17 protein-coding genes are annotated in these 17,267 nt (G+C 47.1%); 11 read left to right on the plus strand and 6 right to left on the minus strand.

The features are described from left to right. Positions 1-90 precede the first annotated feature (90 nt). Both znuB and znuC read right to left on the minus strand, forming a co-directional pair. Entirely contained in the window at positions 91-876 is a 786-nt protein-coding gene (znuB, locus tag C942_RS01660; protein WP_007461746.1) for a zinc ABC transporter permease subunit ZnuB, read from the minus strand. Between the two features lie 6 nt (positions 877-882). Then, positions 883-1,641, minus strand: a complete 759-nt coding sequence (gene znuC, locus C942_RS01665; protein ID WP_036798345.1) for a zinc ABC transporter ATP-binding protein ZnuC — start codon at positions 1,639-1,641, stop codon at positions 883-885. Between the two features lie 92 nt (positions 1,642-1,733). Between znuC and znuA the strand changes: the two genes are divergently transcribed. From znuA to C942_RS01690, 5 genes are all read left to right on the plus strand, one after another. Beyond that, complete coding sequence (znuA, locus tag C942_RS01670) at positions 1,734-2,630, plus strand: zinc ABC transporter substrate-binding protein ZnuA (protein ID WP_007461750.1); 897 nt, start codon at positions 1,734-1,736, stop codon at positions 2,628-2,630. Continuing rightward, positions 2,630-3,985, plus strand: coding sequence for a murein DD-endopeptidase MepM (gene mepM / locus C942_RS01675; RefSeq protein WP_007461752.1), 1,356 nt, complete (start codon positions 2,630-2,632; stop codon positions 3,983-3,985). Before znuA ends, mepM begins: the two co-directional genes overlap by 1 nt. Before the next feature lie 312 nt (positions 3,986-4,297). Further along, positions 4,298-4,525: a FeoA family protein gene (locus C942_RS01680; RefSeq protein ID WP_007461754.1), complete on the plus strand. Its 228-nt coding sequence runs from the start codon at positions 4,298-4,300 to the stop codon at positions 4,523-4,525. After that, positions 4,525-6,801, plus strand: a complete 2,277-nt coding sequence (gene feoB, locus C942_RS01685; protein ID WP_007461756.1) for a Fe(2+) transporter permease subunit FeoB — start codon at positions 4,525-4,527, stop codon at positions 6,799-6,801. Before C942_RS01680 ends, feoB begins: the two co-directional genes overlap by 1 nt. Beyond that, a complete protein-coding gene (locus C942_RS01690) occupies positions 6,798-7,040 on the plus strand; it encodes a FeoC-like transcriptional regulator (protein ID WP_007461758.1) in 243 nt (80 codons plus the stop codon). Before feoB ends, C942_RS01690 begins: the two co-directional genes overlap by 4 nt. Positions 7,041-7,120: 80 nt before the next feature. On the opposite strand, the gene C942_RS01695 is transcribed toward C942_RS01690, so the two are convergent. Further along, a complete protein-coding gene (locus C942_RS01695) occupies positions 7,121-7,552 on the minus strand; it encodes an HIT domain-containing protein (protein WP_007461760.1) in 432 nt (143 codons plus the stop codon). Between the two features lie 255 nt (positions 7,553-7,807). Between C942_RS01695 and C942_RS01700 the strand changes: the two genes are divergently transcribed. Further along, positions 7,808-8,413, plus strand: a complete 606-nt coding sequence (locus C942_RS01700; protein WP_007461761.1) for a DUF924 family protein — start codon at positions 7,808-7,810, stop codon at positions 8,411-8,413. Positions 8,414-8,543: 130 nt separating this feature from the next. Here C942_RS01700 and C942_RS01705 read toward each other — a convergent pair whose 3' ends face one another. Next, entirely contained in the window at positions 8,544-9,563 is a 1,020-nt protein-coding gene (locus tag C942_RS01705) for a GGDEF domain-containing protein (protein ID WP_007461763.1), read from the minus strand. Between the two features lie 252 nt (positions 9,564-9,815). After that, a complete protein-coding gene (gene argS, locus C942_RS01710) occupies positions 9,816-11,546 on the minus strand; it encodes an arginine--tRNA ligase (protein ID WP_007461765.1) in 1,731 nt (576 codons plus the stop codon). 435 nt (positions 11,547-11,981) lie between these two features. On the opposite strand from argS, the gene C942_RS01715 reads away from it, so the two are divergent. Next, on the plus strand, positions 11,982-12,566 hold the full coding sequence (locus C942_RS01715; RefSeq protein ID WP_036798471.1) for a VOC family protein: 585 nt from the start codon (positions 11,982-11,984) through the stop codon (positions 12,564-12,566). A 58-nt stretch (positions 12,567-12,624) separates the two neighbouring features. Here C942_RS01715 and purU read toward each other — a convergent pair whose 3' ends face one another. Further along, the gene (purU, locus tag C942_RS01720; RefSeq protein ID WP_198160094.1) at positions 12,625-13,464 is read right to left on the minus strand and encodes a formyltetrahydrofolate deformylase; all 840 of its coding nucleotides are present in this window, start codon (positions 13,462-13,464) and stop codon (positions 12,625-12,627) included. 137 nt (positions 13,465-13,601) lie between these two features. Between purU and C942_RS01725 the strand changes: the two genes are divergently transcribed. The 4 genes from C942_RS01725 to C942_RS01740 all read left to right on the plus strand — a co-directional run bounded on the left by C942_RS01725 (position 13,602) and on the right by C942_RS01740 (position 17,263). Further along, positions 13,602-14,078, plus strand: a complete 477-nt coding sequence (locus tag C942_RS01725) for a group I truncated hemoglobin (RefSeq protein ID WP_007461771.1) — start codon at positions 13,602-13,604, stop codon at positions 14,076-14,078. Positions 14,079-14,195: 117 nt separating this feature from the next. Next, entirely contained in the window at positions 14,196-16,154 is a 1,959-nt protein-coding gene (locus C942_RS01730; RefSeq protein WP_007461773.1) for an ATP-dependent DNA helicase, read from the plus strand. Beyond that, a complete protein-coding gene (gene tsaB, locus C942_RS01735; protein ID WP_007461774.1) occupies positions 16,155-16,859 on the plus strand; it encodes a tRNA (adenosine(37)-N6)-threonylcarbamoyltransferase complex dimerization subunit type 1 TsaB in 705 nt (234 codons plus the stop codon). A gap of 119 nt (positions 16,860-16,978) precedes the next feature. Beyond that, positions 16,979-17,263, plus strand: a complete 285-nt coding sequence (locus C942_RS01740; protein ID WP_007461778.1) for a hypothetical protein — start codon at positions 16,979-16,981, stop codon at positions 17,261-17,263. Positions 17,264-17,267 lie beyond the last annotated feature (4 nt).

The following is a 17,267-nucleotide window of genomic DNA, read 5'->3' on the forward strand; positions in this document are numbered from 1 at the left end:
AGGTTGATTTAAGTATTAAAAACCCGCCTTTATATACTGTATATGAAGGCGGGTTTTCTTTGTGTCTTAGTTTGTCCGTGCAGTGATTATTTAGCTTTCAGCTCGCTTGAGCTGGCTGAGCATAAAGATAGCAGCTGCCGAAACGACCACAGAAGGGCCTGCTGGGGTGTCGTAATGCCACGACATTGCAAGGCCGAGCATAACGGCAATTGCGCCAATGACAGATGCAAGGCCTGCCATGAATTCCGGACTTTGAGAGAAGCGTCGTGCTGTTGCTGCCGGGATAATCAGCAGTGAGGTAATGATAAGGGCACCGACAAACTTCATTGCGACAGCAATCACCAGGCCGACCATCAGCATTAGGATCAAACGCATAAATTCAACGTTCACTCCCTCAACTTGAGCCAGTTCTTCATTGATTGTCATCGACAGTAACGGACGCCACAGAGCGACCAGCAGCGCAAGAACAATAAACCCGCCTCCATAAATCCACATGATGTCCTGAGTAGTAACTGCCAGCAGATCACCGAACAAATAGGCCATCAAATCAATACGGACATTATCGAGGAAACTGACGGCAACCATACCCAGTGAAAGGGCACTATGTGACAGTATGCCTAGTAGCGTATCTGTGGCGATGTATTTTTGCTTTTGCAGGCTGACCAGAATCACGGCAATAGACAGGCAGCAGATAATTAAAGCCAGATTCAGGTTAATGTTAAACAGAAAGCCCAACGCAATACCCAGCAGGGAAGCATGGGAGAGGGTATCGCCGAAATACGCCATTTTACGCCAGACAATAAAAGAGCCAAGCGGTCCTGCCAGCGCTGCAATACCAATACCGGCAATCAGGGCCGGAAGAATAAATTCAAGCATGATTTGTTATTTTTCCTGGTGGTGTTGGCAAGGACCTACCGGGTTGCCTGCCAGGTTGTGTTCGTGATTATGATGGTGGTGATATAGTGCCAGCTGCTCACTTTGTTGTTGACCAAATAGAGCGACATAAGACGGATGACTGGTAATTGTTTCCGGCTCGCCTGAGCAGCAAACATGATGGTGCAGGCAAATGACATGATCGGTTTTGGCCATGACTAAGTGCAGATCGTGTGAAACCATCAAAATTGCGCAATTCAGCTTATCGCGAAGCGATTGGATCAGGCTGTAGAGTTCAAGCTGGCCATTCACATCGACACCCTGAACTGGCTCATCAAGCACCAGTACATCCGGAGATTGAAGCAGAGCCCGAGCCAGCAGTACACGCTGCATTTCCCCGCCGGACAGCGAGTGCATGTTGCTGTGATGCAGGTGTGCGCCACCTACCAGATTTAAAGCGTTAGTTCTGTCGCTTTCAGAATAACGGCCAGCCAGTCGTAAGAAGCGATCAACCGTGAGCGGTAACGCTGAGTTCAACTGGAGCTTCTGCGGAACATAACCGATCCGGACTCCTTTCTGGCGAATAACCTTCCCTGATGTTGGTTTGCGAAGACCGGTAATTACTTTTACCAGTGTTGATTTACCCGCGCCGTTTGGACCAATCAAAGTCGTGATTTGGCCTCGTTCAAGCTTTATTGATACTTGATCGAGCACGTGACGCTCCCCGAAGGTAACGGTAACAGTTTGTAGTTCAACTAGGGTTGTCATAAAAAAGTGCTTAAGGTATTTGCCAAACTGAGATGTTATAATATAACATTCTCAGCCCGGTTTTGTAATTAATTATTATTTCGGAAAATATTATGCGCCGATTGTTTCTTTGTTGCAGCTCTTTAGCTTTACTTTTTTCATCTTATCTTTCAGCCAGCGAGTTAAACGTGGTTACAACAGTAAAACCACTGAATTTAATTGTTCAGGAGCTGACTGACGGTATCGCTCAGACTGAATATTTGTTGCCACCAGGGACATCTCCGCATGATTATGCGCTTCGTCCGTCAGATGTCAAAAAGCTACGTGATGCAGATCTGGTTGTTTGGGGCGGCCCTGAGCTAGAAATGTTCCTTACTAAGATTCTGGAAAATAAGAAAAACAGTCTAGCTATAACGAAGCAGCACGCCATTGATTTCCGCCATTATGAGCATGGTGCGGAGATCCACCACGGTGACCATACTCACAGCCATGATGGCGTTGATCCACACTTTTGGCTGGGTCCAAAGCAATCGGTCCAAGTTGCGCAGGTGATCACGGAAGCCTTGATTCAGCTGGATCCATTGAATAAAAATCGATATAAAGATAACCTTTCACAGTTCGCTTCAAATGTGGAAAAAGCAGTTGATGAACTCAATGCGGAACTCAAACCGTTAGCAGATCGTGGCTATTACGTTTTCCACGATGCTTACGGCTATTTTGAAGAACAGTTTAAATTAAATAACCTGGGGCATTTTACTGTCGATCCGGATCGCCGTCCGGGCGCGAAAACCCTGGTGACTATTCGACGGTCATTGCAGAACAAGCAGGCACAGTGTGTATTCAGTGAGCCGCAGTTCTCTCCGTCTGTTGTTAAAAGTGTAGTAAGTGGAACTCATGTTAATGTAGGAACCCTTGATCCTATGGCAACGGAGATTGCTGAGGGGAAAGGTGGTTATATTCGATTCCTGCATGAACTGGGACAAAGTTATATTAAGTGTCTTAAACAATAATGAAAAAATTTAAGGTTGCGGTTTTATCTTTAAAACAACTTCCTCGACAGCACAGGATTGCTTTAGTCTCAACTTCATTAATTGTGGCGGCTGCAGTGATGTGGCAGCCGTCATCCCCGTTCAATAAGTCTTCATCGTTTTCATCTGACGGGCGGGTTGAAGTTGATATTGCTGTAGATGATTTGGAAGTGCTGTCTGATCAGCACAGTGAGCCTATGGGGGTTGTTCTTGACCCTCATGATCCTGAATTCCTTGCCCCGAAAGATGAGCTTGAACAGCAACTGGAAAATGTTGTTCCTGAAGCTCACAGCCATAAGGTTGCTTCTGGTGAAACGCTGGGGGTAATCTTTTCTCAGTATGCGCTTCCACTTTCAGATATGTATCGCCTGATTGATGTGAATAAATCGATTCAGAACCTTGGCGTTGGCCAGATGCTGGAGTGGGCGTTAAATGATGAAGGGCACGTTGAATCGCTGAGTATCAAGCGTAGCGCAAAGAGAACAGACGTTTATACACTAACGCCACAGGGCTATAAGTATAAAGCTCAAGAAGAGAATGGCGAGATTAAACCGGTTATGCTAACCGGGCGCATTTCAGGCAGTTTCTATCAGTCAGCTCGTTCTGCTGGTTTGTCTCCAAATCAGATTCAAACTCTGGTTCAGGCACTGCAATGGCGTTTTGATTTCGGCCGTGAAGCCCGTAAGGGAGATCGCTTTGCTGTTACTGTGGAACGAGAGTTTATTGATGGTAAGGCCGTCAATCGCGGCGAAGTGAAAGCGCTTTACTATATTAGCGGTAATCGTGAAGTGTTTGTGATGCGCAATGAAGACGGACAGTTTTATGACGCCGAAGGTAAAAGTTTGAACCGTGCGTTACGCCGGATCCCTCTGGCGAAACGCTATCGTATCAGCTCTTCGTTTAATCCAAATCGTAAGCACCCGATCACCAGGCGCATTTCGCCGCACAACGGAACTGACTTTGCGACACCAATCGGTACGCCGGTACTGGCAGCTGGTGACGGAGTAGTAGTTAAAGCTCGTAAGCACCGGTTAGCTGGTAACTATATTGTGATTAAGCATGGTCGTGAGTACATGACCCGCTACCTGCATTTGCATCGCCTACTGGTTAAGGTGGGTGATAAGGTGAAGATGGGGCAGCGTATTGCTCTGAGTGGTAATACCGGCCGTTCGACCGGACCGCACCTTCATTATGAACTGATTAAGAAAAACCGCCCGGTCAATGCGATGAAAGTACCGCTGCCTCAGGCTGAACCTGTTTCCTCTTCTCAGCGAGGCAAGTTTGTGAAACTGGCCAGAGATGAGAGGCAGAAATTGCTAGCGGTTATGCCGGGTTAACATATCTGTAAAGAAAAAGCGCACGGAAGTGCGCTTTTTTTATATCTGAATTTTATTACCAGTTGCTGCTTTTGACTTATTTCTTGCTGCTTGGGAATCAATAGGGGAAATGTATCGAGAGAGGTGATTTCATCTTGCAGTCATTTAGGCTGGTGGTAAAACAAACAGATGATTAACAGATTGATACGAAAAAATTGATCGTTTGCTCATTAAACGCGCGTGAAAATTGATTTAAAGCAAGATCTATTGTGTTTCAAGGTGTAAGATTGCGAGCGTGAATGCAAATTATTATTATTAAGGTATCAATTTGAGATGAAATTGTCTGATTTGTCGTGCGGTGCCAACGGTATTGTTACCGAAATGTCAGCCCTTCCGTCAGCGACACGGAAGAAGTTAATGGTTATGGGATTGTTACCTAATACTGAGGTAACCGTTATTCGTGTTGCTCCTCTTGGTGATCCGCTTCAGGTGCGTGTACGTGGTGTTGATATTGCGTTGCGTAAACAAATTGCTGCCAATATTGAAGTGGAGACTCGTTAATGGAATACAACATTCTTACTGTTGGTAACCCTAACAGCGGTAAAACAACCCTATTTAACGGTCTGACTGGCGCTAAACAACAAGTTGGTAACTGGGCTGGTGTAACGGTTGAAAAGAAAACAGGTCACTACCAGTGTGCCGGTGATAATTTTGCCCTGACAGACTTACCTGGTATCTACAACCTTGACAGTGCAAACGACGCAAACAGCCTTGATGAGACAATTGCATCTCGTGCCATTCTGACTATGCCTGCGGATGTGATCATCAACGTTGTTGATGCTACTTGCCTTGAGCGTAGCCTGTATATGACTCTTCAGTTGCGCGAACTTGGCCGTCCGATGATTGTTGTTCTGAACAAGATGGATGCCTTGCAGCGTCAGCGCCAGGTGCTGGATGTGAAAGCACTGGAAAAAGCACTGGGTTGCCCTGTGGTAACGCTGTCAGCAAATAACATCAAGCAAGTACAGGATTTCAAGTCTCAGCTTCATAAAATGCTTGCTCAGGGTGTAGCAGTAAAAGATCTGACGCTGAATTACGGTGGTAAGTTTGAAGCAGCCATTTCTGAGCTTCAGGCAATGTTTAGCAGCGAAACACTGAATGTTCGTGCTCAGGCTATCCGTGTGTTGGAAAATGACACACTGGTTATCAACAGCCTGAACGAGAGTGATAAAAACAAAGCCTGCAATATCCGTAATAAACTGATGGTTGATATTGACCCTGATGTTCAGGTTGCCGATGTTCGCTATACCTTCCTGCATCAGTTGTGTCAGAAAGTGCGTCGCCAGGAAGGCAAACTAAGCCGTAGCCTGAGTGATAAGATTGACCGTGTACTACTACACCGTGCTTTTGGTATCCCGTTCTTTTTCATCGTTATGTACTTGATGTTCATGTTCTCCATTAACATCGGTAGTGCATTCATCGACTTTTTCGATATCAGTGTTGGCGCTCTGCTAGTAGACGGCGGTCATTACCTGCTGGATGATCATCTGCCTGTATGGCTTGTGACTGTGATTGCTGATGGTATCGGCGGTGGTATCCAGACTGTTGCGACATTTATTCCTGTTATTGCTTGTCTGTACCTGTTTCTGGCAATGCTGGAAAGCTCAGGCTATATGGCCCGTGCCGCTTTTGTGCTTGATAAAGTGATGCAGAAAGTGGGTCTGCCAGGTAAAGCTTTTGTTCCTTTGGTTCTTGGCTTTGGCTGTAATGTACCTTCAATCATGGCGACTCGTACTCTTGAACAAGAGCGTGAGCGTAAGTTGGCTGCAGCGATGGCGCCGTTTATGTCTTGTGGTGCTCGTTTGCCTGTATACGCATTGTTTGCAGCTGCGTTTTTCCCTGAAAGTGGCCAGAATGTCGTATTTGCTCTGTACCTGCTGGGTATTTTCGCGGCGGTTATGACAGGTCTTATTCTACGCAACACCCTGTACCCGGGTTCAAGCGACAGTTTCATCATGGAAATGCCTGACTATGAACTGCCGACAATGCGCAACGTTGGTATCAAGACATGGCAGAAGCTTAAGAAGTTTGTTCTGGGTGCCGGTAAAACCATCGTTGTGGTTGTTGCCTGCCTGAGCTTCCTGAACTCGCTGGGTGCGGATGGTTCATTCGGTAACGAAGACACTGAAAATTCTGTTCTGTCAAAAGCTGCTCAGGTTGTGACCCCGGTTCTGGCTCCTATCGGTGTGAAAGAAGATAACTGGCCGGCGACTGTAGGTATTATCACTGGTATCTTTGCGAAAGAAGCCGTAGTGGGTACGCTGAACAGCCTGTATGCACCTTCTGAAGGTGAAGATGGCGGTGAATATGATCTGATGGCAAGCCTGCAGGAAGCGGTGGAAAGTATTCCTGCGAACCTGGCTGATTTAAGCTACTCAGATCCACTTGGTATCGAAGTGGGTGAGCTGACTGACCTTGATGCAGTAGCTGAAGTTCAGGAAGTCGATACATCTGTATTCAGTAATATCCAGGCGCACTTTGTAAGTTCTGCAGCAGCGATGGCGTACCTTGTATTTATTCTGCTGTACACACCTTGTGCGGCGGCAATGGGTGCTTACGTGCGTGAGTTTGGCCAGAAGTTCTCTGTGTTTATTGCCGGTTGGACTATGTTGCTTGCTTACACATTCGCAACTCTGGTTTATCAGGTGGCATTCTTTACTGCACATCCGGTAACCAGCATGATGTGGATTGGCTTCTTTGCTCTGATTAATGCCGCTCTGTTTATTGCCTTTAAGCGCGAAGGTAAGAAGCAAGCTCAAGAGGTGTTGGCACTATGATTCTTCAGCAGCTAAAGCAGTATATTGAGCAGCAAGGGCGTGTCAGCCGAAAAAGTCTTGCTCACCACTTTGGTATGAGTGAAGACGGTGTTGACGCTATGCTGGATGTCTGGGTGCGAAAAGGTGCACTGGGCAGAGAGTTGGTTGGTTGCGGTAAAGAGACTTGTTGCCAGAGTGCTGACGAAGTCTGGTATCGCTGGTTAAAAACCGATGAGCTATCAATTACTGTGATTCGCTGATGAAGCTAAATAAGAGAGGCAGCCCAAAGGTTGCCTCTTTTTTTATGCTTGTTTGTTGGTGACGGTTTTGATGTCAGCTTTTACTCGACAGTCACAAAACCATCCAGACTGCTGAGTTCTTCCCGTAAATCTTCAGCCAGTGCTTGCTGAACCGCTTCTTCGCGCTGAGTGCCGTCCGTGTTGCCCCAGATCGGTCCCGGCCAAGCGACATCATCTTTGAATCTTGCAATATGGTGAACATGAAGTTGAGGAACAAGGTTACCCAGTGCACCGACATTGATTTTGTCAGCCTGATAGTCGTTTTCCAGCAGAGTGGCAACAGCACTGGATTCTCGCATTAACTGGAATTGCTCATCTTCCGGCAGGTGGTGGATTTCAGTCAGGTTATCTTTGCGCGGGACTAAAATTAACCATGGCCCCAGAGCTTCTTTGGAAAGCAGTACCCGGCATAGAGGTAGGTCTCCGAGTACTGTTGTGTCTGCTGCCAATCTCGGATGGAGTGTAAACGGCATAGCTGTATTCCTTAAATGTATAGTGCGGCTCACAGGCTGGAACATTGACCGTTATGAACTGTGAGGGCTGGGTTATGCTGGTCTTATCACAGTAGGATCAGCATTGGGATCCTGTCATGGTAATACCAATTCCAATAAAGGCCAGTAGAGATTACAGCATCAGGGCCGGATTATCAGGCATTCATTATTCTATTCGGTTGCGTTGGATTATCGAGAGGAAGCTGGATCAGCGGTAAGCGTGTGAAGGGGAAAGATATGGTTGCAGAGTATCAGGAAGTTTTGGATTTTTGGTTTGGCGAGCTTGGTGAAGAGGTGACAACTACAGACAGGAATGTGTTGTGGTTTCAGGGCGGCGAAGCGACCGATAAACTCATTGCTGAACGTTTTCAGGCTTTGGTCAGCCAGGCTGGCCGAGGTGAATTGAGCCATTGGGCAAAAGAACCTAAGGGATCATTGGCATTGATTATTCTGCTCGATCAATTCACCCGTAATATTTATCGGGGGCTTAGTGCGGCATTTCGTTATGATTCATTAGCTCTGGCTATTTGCAAGAAAGGGTTGGCCGCTAATCAGGATGAAAAACTTAGCCCGATTGAGCGGGTGTTTTTCTTTCTGCCACTGGAGCATTCAGAAGCGGTTGAGGATCAGGAAGAGTGTGTCTTTCGTTTTGATCAGCTGCGCCAGTCTGTATCGCCAGCTCATGCGATTATTTTTGAAGGATTTTACCAGTATGCGGTCAGGCATCATAACGTGGTGAAGCGTTTCGGTAGGTTTCCTCACCGCAATGCAGTACATGGTCGGTTGTCGACCAAAGAAGAGCTTGATTGGTTGCAAAGCGGCGGTGAACGTTTCGGGCAATGAATAACTAGCTGCCAATAGTTTATAAAAGAAAAAGCCACCTTATACATTTTTGTATGGTGGCTTTTTAGATCTGCTTTTTGGGTTAGGTGTAGTTTATCACATACCCTTTTAATATTTCTGGTCACAGGACTTAATTGAGAGGAAGAACCCTGTTGCGGCCTAACTGCTTGGCTTTGTTCAGGTAGCTGTCAGCTCGTTCAATAACTTCTTCATATGACTCTTTGACTTGCCGTTCTGCAACACCGAATGAGGCGGTGACTGAGTTGATTCGCTGACCTGATTTTTTATCGAGAACTGAAATTTTTTCGATGCTGCGTCGCAGCGTCTCTGCCTGGTGACGTGCTGATGCCAACATTTTTCCTGGCAGGATAATAATAAATTCTTCGCCACCGAAGCGGTATGCCTGGGCATTGTCCTGACAAAAAGCATTGAGGCGGTTAGCAACAATTTTCAGTACCTGATCGCCGAGCAGGTGGCCATAGGTATCATTGAAATTCTTGAATTTATCGATATCTAGGATAATCAGGCTATAAGGGATATTGTTACGTTGATAACCGAGGATATCCCGCTCGAAGGCGCGACGATTAAGTAGTTTGGTTACTGCGTCTTCATTGGCCGCTTTTTGGCTCTCGCTCAAGGCTTCGCGCAGAGCCATGATTTCATCCTGCGCATTGGTTAATTGATTTTTTAATGAACCGGTCGACAGGCGGATCTGGCTGGATTCTTTGATCAGTTCACGAACCAGCACCATGGTATCAGTGATAGACAGGCCCTCTTTTTCAGCCGATTCCAGCTTGGCAAAGGTATTGTCCAGCGCACCCTGAAAGGTTTCTGTCTCAGACAGCGTATCTGTCATTGAGTGGGACAACTCCTGCATCATTGCGGTCAGGCTTTGCTTGAGCTGTGTCATATCTTTATCTGTCTGGCTGGCCAGGTGTTCCTGATACAGTTGCTCGCACATGGTTGGCGTGCAGTGCCCGACGGCGTCGATATGTTTATCAATAGCCAGATTGAGTTCAGGGTATTGCTGAGTGGCGTAGGTATACCACAGTGCATAATTAGTAGGAGTTGTCGGTACTTTGTGCTTAATCATCAAAGGTACGGTTTTCTTCAACGTTTCCGTTGATTCCACAAAGTTGTCTTTGCTCATATGTCGTATTCCATTAATTGCCACAAATACCTAAGCAAATTAATAACAACCAGACAAAGCGCTGGTTATTGAGCGAATAAAGCCATATTAACAGTTATCTTCAGCAGGATTAGATGAAATGGTTGGCTTGTTCTCAGGTATCTACTACCAGACTTCACAGATCATGGCGAATAAAAAAGCCTTCTAAGGATACCCTAGAAGGCTTTAAATTATTAGCCCGTAATTAGCTTATTTCATTAAATGAAATAAAAATTACATACGCTCAAGTGTTTCGATACCCAGCAGATCAAGACCTTGTTTGATAGTCTTCGCAGTCAGCAGAGCCAGTTTCAGACGGCTTTGCTTCACTTCTTCTTCTGCGTTCAGGATTGGGCATGCTTCGTAGAAGCTTGAGAACTTACCAGCCAGCTCGAATAGGTAGCTACACATAACGTGTGGGTGGCCTTCGCGAGCAACAGTCTGTACCGCTTCTTCGAACTGAAGCAGGGTAGAAAGCAGTGCTTGTTCTTTCTCTTCGTTGATTACAACTGGGTGAGTCAGGTCTGCTTGCTCAACGCCAGCACGCTTGAAGATAGAAGCTACACGAGTGTAAGCGTACTGCATGTATGGTGCAGTGTTACCTTCGAATGCCAGCATGTTGTCCCAGTCGAAGATGTAGTCGGTAGTACGGTGCTTAGACAGGTCAGCGTACTTAACAGCTGCCATTGCTACAGTTTTCGCAATGTTTGCTTTTTCTTCTGCATCCAGCTCAGGGTTCTTCTGCTCGATCAGCTTAGCTGCGCGCTCTTCTGCTTCGTCCAGCAGATCAGCAAGGCGAACAGTGCCACCCGCACGGGTCTTGAATGGACGCCCGTCTTTACCCAGCATCATACCGAATGCGTGGTGTTCCAGAGTTACTTCTTCAGGCACGTAATCCGCTTTGCGAACGATAGTCCATGCTTGCATCAGGTGCTGGTGCTGACGTGAGTCGATGAAGTAAAGTACGCGGTCTGCGCCCAGTTCTTCGTAACGGTACTTAGCACAAGCGATGTCAGTGGTGGTGTACAGGAAGCCGCCGTCACGCTTCTGGATAATTACACCCATAGGTTCGCCGTCTTTGTTCTTGTACTCGTCCAGGAATACAACCTGTGCGCCGTCATCTTCTACAGCCAGACCTTTTTCTTTCAGGTCAGCAACGATGCCTGGCAGCATGTCGTTGTACATAGATTCACCCATTACGTTATCACGTGTCAGTGATACGTTCAGGCGATCGTAGTTACGCTGGTTCTGGATCATAGTGACATCAACCAGCTTCTTCCACATTTCAGCGCAGTATTCGTCACCGCCCTGCAGCTTAACTACGTAGTTACGAGCATGTTCTGCGAACTCTGCATCTTCGTCGTAAAGTTTCTTAGATTCACGGTAGAAAGCTTCAAGATCTGACAGTTCCATAGAAACTTCGCCAGATTCTTTCTGAACGCGCTCAAGGTTGGCAATCAGCATACCGAACTGAGTACCCCAGTCACCGATGTGGTTAGCACGAACAACTTTGTGGCCTAGGTGCTCAAGGGTGCGAACAACAGCATCACCGATAATAGTTGAACGCAGGTGGCCTACGTGCATTTCTTTTGCCACGTTTGGTGCAGAGTAGTCAACAACGATTGTCTTCTGCTCTTCTTTAGCTACGCCCAGACGCTCGTCAGCCAGTGCTGCTTCAGCGCGCTCTGCCAGCCATGTTTTGCTCAGGAAGATATTGATGAAACCAGGGCCCGCGATTTCAACTTTTTCCGCGATACCGTCCAGATCAAGAACGTCGATCACTTTCTGTGCGAACTCGCGAGGATTGGTGCCCAGTTTCTTAGCAACGCCCATAACACCGTTAGCCTGGTAGTCACCAAACTGCGCTTTCGCAGACTGTCGAACTGCTGCTGGACTACCTGCTGGTGCGCCTGCGGCTTCTAGAGCCTGAGATACTTTATCGTTAATTAGTGCTTGAATGTTCACACGCTTATCCTTCAAATCATTTGTTACGCTTTGAGCTTGACGCACTAGCGAGGCAATAACGTCACGGTATTCAACAGTTGCTGGGAGCAAAAACCGTCAAAAATAATCACGAACATTGGCAGCGGTAATTTAGGTAAAATTAACGCGGAAAAGGATTACGTGAGTATTTTTGACGGGGCATCCTCTAGAGAAAAGAGGGATTATCTCGAATACGTGCGTTGTATTGCCTTAATAATACCCACAAAATTAGGCCTTTTTGCAACCCGAAAACGTCATTGTTTGCGATTTTTTTTTCGGTTTGGATAGAACGTGAAAATTATGCACAAATCAAGGAGCAACAAGGCTTGTCGTTACACTTTTCAGGGTTACGGAAAACACGAAACTGTGGATAATTATGCGTTTGCTATCCGTCGCAAAAATAACTGGAGAAAAAACATGCAGAAGCTGACTGATGCCGGTCTTCATCCTGAACAAATGCTGGCAAGTTTGCCGGCGTTTCTAACCCGCATTGAAGCATTGGCAAAGGAGATGAACGTCTCTCTTGAATCGTACCAGGCTGATCATATAGCTCTGAGAGTTAATGATTGGACGATGGCGGAAGCATTACATCAGGCCTGGCTGGCTTATGGTGAAGAGTGGTCAAACAATGAAATCAATGGTCGTCCGATCATTGTGATTGGTTTTCATGAGCCTCTGAAGTTGGGTAACTGGACAGTTGAAGCGCTGGAGCTGCCTTATCCGGGCGCGAAGTCTTACCCGCACGAAGGCTGGGAACATATAGAATTCGTTATTCCGGCTGAGGCGAATAATACCGATGAGCTAAAAGTTGTGCTGGACGAGGTTTTGCCAGAGCTGGCGTGGGATGAATTAGCAGAGAAAGGAATTAAGCTGAAAGCCAGTTCACCTTCCGGTGAAAAAGAGCGTTTGCCGAATCCGACTTATGCATTTAAAAAAGACGGAGTCTGTATTAAGTTGCATCCTTGTTCGCTGAAAGCCGTGATTGAGAGCGAAGAAGAATAACGAAATATGATTATAGGCTGCGAGGTACATTGGATATCCCGCAGCCCGGTATAAGATATTACAGGATCACGGTTCTGTTCTGATAAACAAATACCCTGTCATCGAGCACTAAACCTAACGCCTTACTTAATGCCGATTTTTCAACATCACGGCCGGAACGAGCCATGTCGGCCGCACTGAAATTGTGGTCAACATGAATGACGTTCTGAGTGATGATCGGGCCTTCATCCAAATCGTTGGTCACAAAGTGGGCCGTTGCACCAATAATTTTTACCCCGCGCTCGAAAGCCTGGTGATAAGGTTTGGCACCAATAAAGGCCGGCAGGAAGCTGTGGTGGATATTGATAATTTGGTTTGCGAATCGGGCAACAAAGTCTGGCGTCAGGATCCGCATATATTTGGCCAGCACCACATAATCAGGGGAATACTGTTCGACCGTGGCAATCATTTTAGCTTCATGTTCTTCACGGCTGAGGCCTTCATGGCTGATATGGTGGTATGGAATACCGAACTTTTCGACCAGATCGGCCAGTACATCGTAGTTACCCACTACTGCGGCAATCTCTACATTCAGCGTGCCGTCGAACGCTTTGACCAGGATATCACCCAGGCAATGTGCTTCCTTGGTCACCATGATCACAATGCGCTTTCGTTCCGAACTGATTAATCGGCGGTGACTGCCTTTCGGTAGCGCACGGTCGAGATCAAACAGGAAGGTTTCGTCATTGAATACCCCTTCAAGTTCAGTGCGCATGAAAAACTGGTCATGGGCGTGATCAACAAACTCATTATTATGGACAATGTTGAGCTGATGCTTGTAACAAATGTTGGTGATTTTCGAAATCAGACCCATTGCATCCGGGCAATCGGTCAGGAGGGTTTTAGTTTCCATACTCATCCTTGAACTAAACTTAATTCCAATCTCTTTTATTTACCGCGTATTTATTTCAGGGTCAAAACATAATTATAAAACCATCATTTCTTTTAGGTGGTCATGAGCTGCTGGTTTCATCAATGAAATTTAGGAGAAAGCTTATGTGGTCTCTACAATTGAACTCTTTTTTATATGCAATGTTGGCGGCGATTTGGTTGGTCGGATTGAACAATGCATCAGCTCAGGAAAAGGAAGATGATGCCAACTCTTTGTACAGTCGGCTTGGCGGTTTGGCTCCCATTTCTATGGTCGTGAATGACTTTATTGATGTCATCGTGGTGGATGAGTTACTCAATGCAAACCCGGCAATAGACGCTGCCCGTAAAGTAGTACCGGCACCATACCTGAAATATCATGTAACAGCGATGGTTTGTCAGGCGACAGGTGGTCCTTGCCAGTATCATGGGCGCACGATGAAAGCCGCGCATGCTCACCTGAATATTACACAGAAAGAATGGGAGCAGATGGTTGTGTTGCTGAAAGGGGTATTTGATAAATACGAAATTCCGGGTAAGGAACAGCAGGAACTGATGGACATTGTCGACAGCACCCAAGCAGATATCGTGATGAGTAAATAAACTTCGAATTCAGATGCGTGGTGTGCAGGTGAATGATTAATTAATCGTGGTCGCCGCCGGGCAAACTTGGCATAATAGTCAGCCTTTTACTGTATAAATAAACAATAGTTCCTTCGGATGATAGCCAAGTTTTTTGCCGCCGGTGGCGCGCTTGAGAAAGCCATACCCGGATTTCAGGCCCGACAGCCGCAGATTGAAATGGCTGAGGCTGTTTTTGATGCGATTAATACGGAGACCCAGTTGGTGGTTGAGGCGGGCACTGGTACCGGTAAGACATTTGCTTATTTGGTGCCGGCGTTGGTCAGTGGCAAGAAGACCATTATCAGTACTGGTTCGAAAAACTTGCAGGAGCAGCTCTATCATCGGGATTTGCCGTTGATGATGGATGCGCTGGGTTTTACCGGGCGTGTCGCTCTGCTGAAGGGACGGGCTAACTACCTTTGCCTTGATCGTCTGAGTCGTCAGATCACTGAAAGTCATGGTACACATGTCGATCCGACATTATTGAGCCAGCTAGTGAAGATCCGTAGCTGGTCTTCTTCCACCCGAACCGGAGATCTCGGTGAATGTGATGAGATCGCTGAGGACAGCCCGGTGATCCCGACGATCACTTCAACGAACGACAACTGTATGGGCAAAGATTGCCCGTCATACGAAGATTGTTTTGTTGTCAAAGCCCGTCGCAAAGCGATGGAAGCGGATGTAGTTGTCGTTAACCATCACCTTTTCCTGGCTGATTTAGCGATTAAGGAAACTGGTTTTGGGGAGTTGATCCCGGAAGCTGAAGTATTTGTCTTCGATGAAGCCCACCAGATGCCAGATATTGCCAGTCAGTATTTCGGACAGAGCCTGACCAGCCGTCAGATCCAGGAATTGGCAAAAGATATCGAGATTGGTTATCGCACTGAAGCGAAGGATATGCGTCAGCTTCAGAAAACTGCCGACAGGTTATCCCAGGCTGCTTCTGATTTACGGATTGTAATGGGCGAGCCCGGTTTTCGTGGTAATTGGCGGGAGGCCATCAAGAGTCCGGCGATTGAGCGCGAACTGACCCGCCTCAATGATGCTTTCGATTTAGCACATGAGGTACTTAAACTGGCACTTGGTCGCAGTCAGTTACTCGATAGCGCTTTTGAGCGAACGACGCTGCTCAGAGCCCGATTGGAACGGCTGTGTGATACGTCGATCACCGGTTATTCATACTGGTATGAATGTACGCCACGCCATTTCGGCTTGCATATAACTCCTCTTTCTGTGGCGGAGAAATTTCGTGAGCAGATCCAACAGCAGCAGGGAGCTTGGATTTTCACCTCTGCGACACTGGCTGTTGATGATGATTTCAGCCACTTCAGTAATCGCCTGGGACTTGAGCCTAAGCGACAGTTCTCGCTGGAAAGTCCTTTCGATTATCAGCAGCAGGCTTTGCTGTGTGTTCCCCGTTTTTTGCCTGAGCCAAACAGTTTCGGGACGGCTGACCGACTGGTTGATATGCTGGCATCGGTTATTGAAGGCAACAACGGCCGCTGTTTCTTCCTGTGTACTTCTCATCAGATGGTGCGTGATCTTGCTGAAGGCTTCCGGGCCAAACTTGATTTACCAGTATTGGTGCAGGGGGAAACCACCAAACAGAAGCTGCTGGCAGAATACCTTGAGCGAGGTAATGCGCTGCTTATTGCAACAGGTGCGTTCTGGGAAGGCGTCGATGTTAGAGGACAGGCACTGAGCTGTGTTATTATCGATAAATTACCTTTTACTGCACCGGATGATCCGTTGCTAAAAGCACGAATTGAAGATTGCCGCCTGCGTGGTGGCGATCCGTTTTCGCAAGTTCAGATACCTGATGCGGTGATCACCCTGAAGCAGGGGGTTGGCCGCCTTATCCGCGATAAGCAGGATAAAGGGGTTCTGGTAATTTGCGATAATCGTTTGGTTACGCGCCACTATGGCGCTGTATTTTTAAGAAGCCTGCCACCGATCCCGAGAACAAGGGATTTAATTGGTGTCGGGCAGTTTTTGTCTGCGGTGAACGGCAAACAAGAGCCGGTTCACAGTGATGACCAGCATTCAGAGGCTTGAATGAGCACCAAAATTCTTGCAGTTGATACTGCAACCGAGAACTGTTCTGTTGCCTTATTGGTAGGCGATGAAGTGATTTCCCGTTGTGAGTACGCGCCGCGTGAACACACAACTAAAATTTTGCCTATGGTTGATACCGTTCTGGCAGAAGGCGGCCTGAAACTGAACCAGCTTGATGCATTGGCATTCGGCCGTGGTCCGGGCAGCTTTACCGGTGTTCGTATCGGTATTGGTATTGCGCAGGGGCTGGCGTTTGGCGCTGATTTGCCAATGCTCGGCGTGTCAACGTTGGCTGCTATGGCACAGGGAACTTACCGTACCCACCAGGCAGAACAGGTGTTGACTGCTATTGATGCTCGCATGGGTGAAGTTTACTGGGGTCAATACCAGCGCAAAGCTAACGGTGACTGGCAGGTTATCGGTGGTGAGCAGGTGATTCAGCCAGAATCTCTGGTTAGCCAGTTTGAGGCTACTGATAGTGGTCTTTGGTTAACTGCCGGTACAGGATGGGAAAGTTATGCTGAACCTCTAGCTCAGCTAAAGGTCAAAATGGAAAAAGGGACTGTTTTGTATCCGGATTCTCAGGATATGGTTCATCTGGCCAAGTATGCTTTCGCTCGTGGTGAAGCGATTGAGGCAGAACAAGCCAGCCCGGTTTATCTGCGCGACACGGTAACCTGGAAAAAGCTGCCGGGCCGAGAGTAGTCTTGCTATCAGAGAGTGGTTATTAAGAATTTATTCTTGAACGATAGTTAGTTTTTGATAAATAGTTCGTTTTTGATAAATAGTAAGTTGGTGTTTTTCGCCCTGACAGGTATTTGAGTATGGTTTCGATTCAGCGCTTACCTTCATCGATACAATCGTCATCGCCGAAACCTCGGGTTCAAAAACCAGAGGCGACGCCGGTTACGCCGCAGCCGACCGTGGTGGCAAAGGCTGTGGCTAGTACTGTCCGGGATCCGGAAGTTATCAAAGAAGCCCACTCTCAGATTCAATATGACCAGCCTGAGGGTAAAAGCCGTCAGGCTGTCGATTCCTACATGGGAGTCATGCATCACGCTCGCAAGGAAGAGCTGTCTTCCCTGGTCGGTGTGGATGTTTACGTCTGATTGC

Origin of the sequence: Photobacterium marinum, from assembly GCF_000331515.1 — a bacterium.
Taxonomy (GTDB): Bacteria; Pseudomonadota; Gammaproteobacteria; order Enterobacterales; family Vibrionaceae; genus Photobacterium; species Photobacterium marinum.

Excerpts from the sequence above, each read along its gene's own strand:
- tsaB (WP_007461774.1), top strand. The coding sequence starts at position 16,155 with ATGAGCACCAAAATTCTTGCAGTTGATACTGCAACCGAGAACTGTTCT.
- C942_RS01700 (WP_007461761.1), top strand. The coding sequence starts at position 7,808 with ATGGTTGCAGAGTATCAGGAAGTTTTGGATTTTTGGTTTGGCGAGCTT.
- znuA (WP_007461750.1), top strand. The coding sequence starts at position 1,734 with ATGCGCCGATTGTTTCTTTGTTGCAGCTCTTTAGCTTTACTTTTTTCA.
- znuB (WP_007461746.1), bottom strand. The coding sequence starts at position 876 with ATGCTTGAATTTATTCTTCCGGCCCTGATTGCCGGTATTGGTATTGCA.
- C942_RS01695 (WP_007461760.1), bottom strand. The coding sequence starts at position 7,552 with ATGCCGTTTACACTCCATCCGAGATTGGCAGCAGACACAACAGTACTC.
- C942_RS01715 (WP_036798471.1), top strand. The coding sequence starts at position 11,982 with ATGCAGAAGCTGACTGATGCCGGTCTTCATCCTGAACAAATGCTGGCA.
- mepM (WP_007461752.1), top strand. The coding sequence starts at position 2,630 with ATGAAAAAATTTAAGGTTGCGGTTTTATCTTTAAAACAACTTCCTCGA.
- znuC (WP_036798345.1), bottom strand. The coding sequence starts at position 1,641 with ATGACAACCCTAGTTGAACTACAAACTGTTACCGTTACCTTCGGGGAG.
- C942_RS01690 (WP_007461758.1), top strand. The coding sequence starts at position 6,798 with ATGATTCTTCAGCAGCTAAAGCAGTATATTGAGCAGCAAGGGCGTGTC.
- C942_RS01680 (WP_007461754.1), top strand. The coding sequence starts at position 4,298 with ATGAAATTGTCTGATTTGTCGTGCGGTGCCAACGGTATTGTTACCGAA.
- C942_RS01740 (WP_007461778.1), top strand. The coding sequence starts at position 16,979 with ATGGTTTCGATTCAGCGCTTACCTTCATCGATACAATCGTCATCGCCG.
- feoB (WP_007461756.1), top strand. The coding sequence starts at position 4,525 with ATGGAATACAACATTCTTACTGTTGGTAACCCTAACAGCGGTAAAACA.
- C942_RS01725 (WP_007461771.1), top strand. The coding sequence starts at position 13,602 with ATGTGGTCTCTACAATTGAACTCTTTTTTATATGCAATGTTGGCGGCG.
- C942_RS01730 (WP_007461773.1), top strand. The coding sequence starts at position 14,196 with ATGATAGCCAAGTTTTTTGCCGCCGGTGGCGCGCTTGAGAAAGCCATA.
- C942_RS01705 (WP_007461763.1), bottom strand. The coding sequence starts at position 9,563 with ATGAGCAAAGACAACTTTGTGGAATCAACGGAAACGTTGAAGAAAACC.
- purU (WP_198160094.1), bottom strand. The coding sequence starts at position 13,464 with ATGAGTATGGAAACTAAAACCCTCCTGACCGATTGCCCGGATGCAATG.